At 31.8% G+C, this 6,772-nt stretch carries 9 protein-coding genes; all 9 read left to right on the top strand.

The genetic code is table 11. The annotated features are described in order from the left end of the window. Positions 1-733, top strand: a 733-nt coding sequence (locus F3G86_RS09820) for a transposase (RefSeq protein WP_149723747.1), incomplete at its 5' end; no start/stop codon positions are given. Positions 734-907: 174 nt separating this feature from the next. Further along, positions 908-1,360 carry a hypothetical protein gene (locus F3G86_RS09825; protein ID WP_149723748.1) on the top strand — a complete coding sequence of 151 codons (453 nt, stop codon included), beginning with the start codon at positions 908-910 and terminating at the stop codon, positions 1,358-1,360. An 86-nt stretch (positions 1,361-1,446) separates the two neighbouring features. Then, the gene (locus F3G86_RS09830; protein ID WP_149723749.1) at positions 1,447-2,868 is read left to right on the top strand and encodes a hypothetical protein; all 1,422 of its coding nucleotides are present in this window, start codon (positions 1,447-1,449) and stop codon (positions 2,866-2,868) included. Further along, entirely contained in the window at positions 2,865-3,164 is a 300-nt protein-coding gene (locus tag F3G86_RS09835; RefSeq protein ID WP_103634537.1) for a hypothetical protein, read from the top strand. The genes F3G86_RS09830 and F3G86_RS09835 overlap by 4 nt, the downstream gene beginning before the upstream one ends. A 9-nt stretch (positions 3,165-3,173) precedes the next feature. Next, a complete protein-coding gene (locus F3G86_RS09840) occupies positions 3,174-3,962 on the top strand; it encodes a hypothetical protein (RefSeq protein ID WP_149723750.1) in 789 nt (262 codons plus the stop codon). After that, positions 3,962-5,182 (top strand): hypothetical protein, encoded by a 1,221-nt coding sequence (locus F3G86_RS09845; RefSeq protein WP_149723751.1) that lies wholly within the window; start codon positions 3,962-3,964, stop codon positions 5,180-5,182. Before F3G86_RS09840 ends, F3G86_RS09845 begins: the two co-directional genes overlap by 1 nt. Then, positions 5,182-5,946 carry a hypothetical protein gene (locus F3G86_RS09850; protein WP_048809875.1) on the top strand — a complete coding sequence of 255 codons (765 nt, stop codon included), beginning with the start codon at positions 5,182-5,184 and terminating at the stop codon, positions 5,944-5,946. Before F3G86_RS09845 ends, F3G86_RS09850 begins: the two co-directional genes overlap by 1 nt. Next, on the top strand, positions 5,936-6,133 hold the full coding sequence (locus F3G86_RS09855; protein ID WP_107790737.1) for a hypothetical protein: 198 nt from the start codon (positions 5,936-5,938) through the stop codon (positions 6,131-6,133). Before F3G86_RS09850 ends, F3G86_RS09855 begins: the two co-directional genes overlap by 11 nt. Further along, a partial coding sequence (locus F3G86_RS09860; protein WP_149723752.1) for a hypothetical protein occupies positions 6,133-6,772 on the top strand: 640 nt, incomplete at its 3' end. The genes F3G86_RS09855 and F3G86_RS09860, both read left to right, overlap by 1 nt.

The following is a 6,772-nucleotide window of genomic DNA, read 5'->3' on the forward strand; positions in this document are numbered from 1 at the left end:
TATTAGATATAACGTTACAAATCCATATAAGACTTCTTTATTTTTAAAGCATCTTAGCAGTATAAAAACTGATGTAAGTGATAGTTATGGCTTGGCTGTTTATGCTAGGAGTTTTAAAAGCGAAATCCTGCCCGATAAATATAACGCCGAGTATTTACAGATAAAAAGCTACAATTCGACTTTAAATTTACTTCAAAAGCTTAACACTCAACTTAAAAATTTTAAACAATCTCAAAAATTTGTAAATAATAGCGTTGTTGATGATGTTATAGAAAATCTTGTAAAAGAGATCGCAAAGCTTCAATCTATGCTTCAGAAGTTAGCTTTTGATCTTGTTAAAAAAACTATTCCTGAAACCGAAGAAATTATTAAAAGTAATAAAGGCTTTGGCATTGATCTAGCTTTAAATTTATTCCCACAATTACATTTTAATCGTGATAAGTCTGAAAAGCAGTTTATTAGTTTTCTCGGTCTTAGTCCTAGAATTTTTCAAAGTGGTTCAAGCGTGCATAAAAGCCAAAAGATAAATAAAATGGGTAGTTCTAATATAAGACGTATTTTGTTCATGTCTGCTTTGTGTGCCGTTCGTTTTAATGAGAAATTTAAAGCACGCTATGATCGTTTAATTGCTAATGGCAAAAAGAAAATGGTTGCTATCGTTGCGGTTATGTGTGCGATAGTTCGTTATTTAAAAAGCTTGTTTCCGTTTAACGCTGAAATAAAGGCTATTTAATGCGAAAGATACATTATAAGCTTATTCTTTCAGTCCTTGAAATTTTATCAACTAAAAAAACTATGACAAGGGCTGATCTTTGCGATCATTTAAAGATTAGTAAGGCTTACCTTTCACAGATTATTGGCAATAGATATTTATTTAAAAATCAAATTTTTTCAAAAAGGATAAACAATGGCAAAAAGCACAGCTCCGTTAATGGATAGCACAAACGAAACACTTTATCGCGAAATTTATCAGTCGCTTAATCAAAACACTGATTATTTCGAGCAAAAGATAAAGGTTTTAAAAGTTAAGAAGATTGAAGGCAAACAAAAACTTGACAAGGACAATAACCCTATTGTAAATGAGTTTGGTGAGTTTGAAAGGTGGGATGATAGCTATGTCGTTACTTTTATCGCACTTAACAGCGGTGGCGAGCATACGACGAGAATAACACAAGAGCAATACTTAGATTTAAAAGAAGATGAAGTATATATTGCCAGTGGCAAGATTGATTATAGACTTTACAAGGATGCTTATAATTCAACCCCCGTTGTTGTTTTTAATAAATTTGTCCCTGCTATTGATAGCTTTGTCACGGCAATGCTAAAAATGGAGAGTATTAAAAACGGCTCAAACGCTTGAAAAATAGGGGCTAGAACTTAGCCCCACGCCTAGACTATCAGCAAGGTTAGGCGGGACAAGCTAAGTTTTACTTAAGGTTAAAGAAAATGATTTATAAAGACGATAGATTTAAAATACTTCATCAAGGTATCGATACTTTAGTAATTGGTGTTAATTGCACCGATGAAAAATATTTTGATACTAAATTTTCGGCTTTTATTCATAAAATTGCTATGCTTAAACAGCAGGCGCAAAATCTTCGCACATTTGGCGAAAAATATGTGCTTGATGATTTGGGCTTTGAATATGGCAATTTCAAAGTATCAAGTAAGGGTTTGGGCCAATATTTTGGTTATTTCGCAAATGATGATATATTTTGCACTATTTCAGACACAAAATTTAAGCCAAAAGGACTATACCATTTAAAAATTCAGTTTAGAAGTGTGTTTTTGCTCAAATATGGGCATATTAGGGCTTATGAGTTTGTAAATAAATTTTTAAATGATATATTTGGGGTTAATTTTCGTGTAAGCGTGCTAAGGCTTGATCTAGCGACTGATGTAACTGGGATAAAATATACTCCACAAGATTTCTTAAAATTTAGAAGTTTAAAGAGAATTTCTAATTACTCTGATCAATATAAAAAAGATGATGACGTTTTAATCATTGATGAGAATTCGGCTACTTTTAGCGATGTTGCCGAAATAAATGTAAATAATTTTATGCGTTTTACACGTTTTGAAGGTGTAAGTTTTGGCAAAAATCCGCACATGTTCAGGGTTTATGACAAAATCAAGCAAGTTCAAAGCAAAAATATATCTACTCTAATTTTTACTAAGTGGGAGATTAACGGATTTCATCCGAAAATCGATCTTTTTGTTTTTAGACATGAAGCAGAATTTGGACGTTTGGCGATTAAAAGGTTAATCCCTATCAATGAAGAAAACGAGATAAGTTATATTTTTAGCCATTTAGGGGCGTTTTGGTCGCAAGGGCTTAGCATCTGTAAATGGTATGATCTAACTGACGATGAAGTCAATCGCCTAACTGCTGGGGCTATTCAGTCTGAAAGTGTGCGTAAAATTTACCAAAGGTGTGATCTTGATACTAATCGGCTTAAATTTTGGGATTTTATCTCTACTTGGGGCGATGATAAATTTAAAGCTCTTACTTTGCATGATCTTATTCAGTCAAGAGATATCAAAAAAGCAAAAATGGCTTTAAAGGCTTTTGTTAGTGCAGTTTATACAAATTTAGGCGTTAGTGGTGAGAATTTTTTATATGTATTTACTGAAACATTAAAAGACCTTGAAAAGGACGGCTTAACTCTTCACGAATATGGATTATCAAAGCTTGCAGGTAATTTTTTAAAAAATGAAAAGACTATAAAAAATCAAAATTTAGATGTTGATAATCCGCTTTTTGATGTTTTTACTGCTTCTTTAAATGATTTTTTTGTTGCAATCTCTCAAATAAGAAATGATGATTATAAACGTCCTATTGAAACGGCTTTAAAGGTTATTCAATGAAAAAGTTAAATGCTTATGGTAGTTTAATAAGTGATCTTTTGCGTGGTGGCGATGAAATTTATTGCATTGATATTAAAAGCCCTTTTATTAAAAGGCTTTATGCTGAAAAGTTGGGCTTTGTTTGGGCTGATATTGTTGTTGGTAGCCGTCGATCTTTGTATTCTGCTTTTGACGAATTAAACGAGCTTTTTAAGCAGACAAATTTAAAAAAGCTTTTAGAAGATCACGGCTATTCGTTGCGAAATGGTCGCAAGTATATATTTGCTATTAAGCAATTTAAATTAGATTTAATTTAAGGAGTTTTTATGTCACTTCAGTTTTCTGATGTTGTTCGTGGTGCCGAATTACATTATTATTACGCTTCTACTGCTAAGGGGCGGATAAAATTCATTTTTCATCATGTATCTGATCGACCTTATTTTTATGAAACTTCTAGTATTCAATTTTATAAAAATACTGATACTAATACTTTGATGATTAAAGATTTTTCTTTTCCGCTTTATAATGGTAATAATGAATTTTTTAGTTGTGATCGTATGCTTTTTCGTGGTTTTGGTTTTAAGCCTTCTTTTGATTATTATGTTAGCGGGCTTTATCCTGAAGTTGATTATGGTACTGCCTCTTCTACTTTGAAAGCTGAGCTTGATTCTTTGAAAGACACTTTTGTAGATGGTGATAGACCTTCTTTTAAAGATTTATCTTTAAATTTAAATAACAATGGAAATCCCTTTGCTTCTTTAGCTCCTGGTTCTCTTGTTGCTGTAAGTGGTTTTACTAATTTGTTTCTTGTTAATAAGGCTTATTCTTTACATTTGAGTTCTTTTAAAATTATTGTTTTTTATGAGCTTTGGAGTATTAATTCCGCTTCTTCGAGATTAAATGAAATATTTTTGCAACGTCTTTTTTGCCCTGCTTCTTTGCTTGATCGTGCAAATTTAGATGATGCAAAACAATATAAAGAAGCTGTTTTACTTCGTTATATCTTTGGTGGCAATAATTTTGAAGAAGTAACTAGTTATCAAGAAGAAGACGGCGTTGATTTTAAAATTGGTATTGCTAATATTCTTGATACTCCACATATGGATACTTTATAATGCCAGCTCGTATTAATTCTAATTTTTGGTCTGCTCTAAAGAATTCAAATGATTTTAAGCCTTTTACAATTAATTCAGCTGATGTTACTGCTGGGGCTGGTGGTATCGTTGCTGGTGCTGCTTTGTTTGGTCTTAGTAAATATGTTGAAAAGCAGTTGCAAAATAGCAGTTCTTCAGATGAAGTTTTGGGTAATATCGTTGTTAAAAATAGTGAAGTTGTTTCATCTGCTAAAACTGAAAGTGAAAAACCTGCTCCTGCTGATGCTTCTAAGTTAGGTAATTTTTTGCCTAACACAAATTTACTTAACATTCTCGCTAATCAAAATCAAATTTTGCAAATTCTTTGTTATGGGTTGCTTTCTTCTTCTCTGCCTGCTTCTCAATTAACAAAAGATGATAAAAACGTAAATACAAATGATAAGAGTAAGGCTGAAGCAAATCAAGAAGCAATCGTTAGACGTGAAAATTTATATAGCCAACCTTTTACAATTAAGGGACGTGTTATAAAAGATAGTAATGGTTTTTGGCTTGACCCTATTACTCAAAAGTTTTACAATCCTATAACTGGTGATCGTATTTTTGAGAGCGATTTAACTTCTTTAAAAGCAGAAACTCATACAAATACAAATGCTGGCAGTGGTTCGGCTGTTTCGACTGATGTCAATTTTAAAGAAGTTTTAAAATCTCAAGCAAACATTAATAGTGAAATTTCTAAATATATATCAACTATTGGCGAAAATCAAAAGGTTTATAATCAAAATTTAGAAAAGCTTGTTGTTAATTCAAAGGGGTATTCGCAGGCTATAAAAGAAGGCTTGGCAGGTGTGAAACTTGATGCAAAAGTTGATGTTAAAAATCGTGTTGATGCTTCTTTAAGTCTTGATCGTCCTGTTGAAATTTCTTTGCCAGCTTCTTATACTGAAAATCAAAAAATACTTAGTGAAAACTCTACTAAAACACTTGAAATTTACAAAGAAAAGGCAGAGTATGATAAAACTTCTGTTGCTATTAAAGACCTTGACGGCAATACTATCGCAAAGGCTTCGCCACGTGAGATAGCTCTATCTCGTCAAGCTGTTCAAGCTCGCACTTATACCGATGAAAATAATTTTGAGCTAGATAATGAAGCTCTTGATCTTTTTGATTTGCCTATGCCAAATTTTAAAGACCTTTTTGATACTGAATTGCCTAGTAAAACTTTACTTAAGGATGTCAAATAATGGCTGAGAAACAATCTGAAGCAGGTAGAATTTTAAAACTTGGTATTGATGAGATGTTTGAAGACCTTACTTATAATGTCGCTTACGATCAAGTTTTAAAACGTTTAAAAAATAGTGGTATGGATGACGGCATTTTAAAAGATGCTATTAATAGCGGTATTACAATTATGTTTAGTGCTGCTTTAATGAAATATATTCAAATTCAAGAAAATGTAGTTAGTAAAATCATGTCTATTGTTTATGCTGGCGTTATTGCTTTACTATCTCCGCTTGGTCGGTATGCTAAAAATAAGCTTGGAAAGATTAAAGGAGCAAAACTTAATCGTATGATTGGCTTTTTAACTGGTAATTTTTCTGATCGTGTTGGTGTTGCTCAAGTTCTTGTTAATTGCGGTAACCAAATTATTAATACTAATAATTCTAATAGCTCTGCTTTACAAAACGCAAATGTTATTGTTGGGCAACGTCAGCACATTTTAGAAACTAAAAATCAAGAATTTAACTATGCAAAGGCTAAGGTTGATAATATAAATCAAACTTTGCTTTTTAAGCTTTTTAGCTCTCGTTTTACTCCACAAGATAAAGAAGTTCTAAGGCGTATAACTGGAAGTGACAAGATCGATATTGATGCTTTAAATCATGTTGCTGATTTTATGTTTGTTACTGATGATAGCGGTAATGTTTTGGGTCTTAGTGAGATGTTTATAACTATGATGAATGGCTTAGGTTATTTTAACGGAAAGGATAAAAATCGTGGCTCTTGATTGTGAAAGTGCATTTGCTAAAGAAATGGAAAAATTTGATACTTTGGGGGCTATTCTTGCTCGTATTGAGAAAATTTTAAATGATCACATCGTTAATAAACCTGAAGAGAAAAAAGATATTGGTTCTCTTGAAGAAACAAACCGACTTCTAAAAATTCTTTGTCAAGATCTTGTAGGTAAAGAATAATGGTATCTCTTTTGTGTGGGTGTTGTCCGCCTTTTGAGCCTTTTGTTCCTGCACTTTATCGTGCTGGTTATTTTGATTTTTCTGTTAATGACTTAACTAATGATGATGAATGTGAGCTAATGTTTCATAGTAACGTTTCTAATTATCAAATGGGGACTTTTCACATTAGTTTTCTTTTTTTTAATTGTCGTTTTTATACTTATTATGGTCGTTTCTGTAATGATCCTTCTCACCCCTTAAAGCCTGCTACTTATGCTGACTATCCTTTTAATTATAATCATCCAGATTTAGCGCCTGATCCTAAGGATATAAAATTTGAAGATTTTATTAAAGGTGCTTTTTTTTCTTTTAATGATCATGAAGAATTTAGATTGGATTTTCCTACTGTGGCTGAATTTTTAAATGTTTTTAATAGCCTTAACCCTAATATTTTGGTTGATGATTATGTCTTTTTTCTTGGTCCTAGAGAACCTTATATAAATGCTGATAATTATCATACTTTTGTTAAATTTTGTAAAGAATTTGCTCCTTTGTCATTTGACGTTGCTTATTCTCGTTTTAAAAATAGTGCGATAAATTCTTATAATGCTTTATTAAATTGTGTTCCTAATTTTTCTGATTTTTCAAATAATCTTTACA

This window comes from Campylobacter concisus (genome assembly GCF_902460595.1).
Lineage (GTDB): Bacteria > Campylobacterota > Campylobacteria > Campylobacterales > Campylobacteraceae > Campylobacter_A > Campylobacter_A concisus_BL.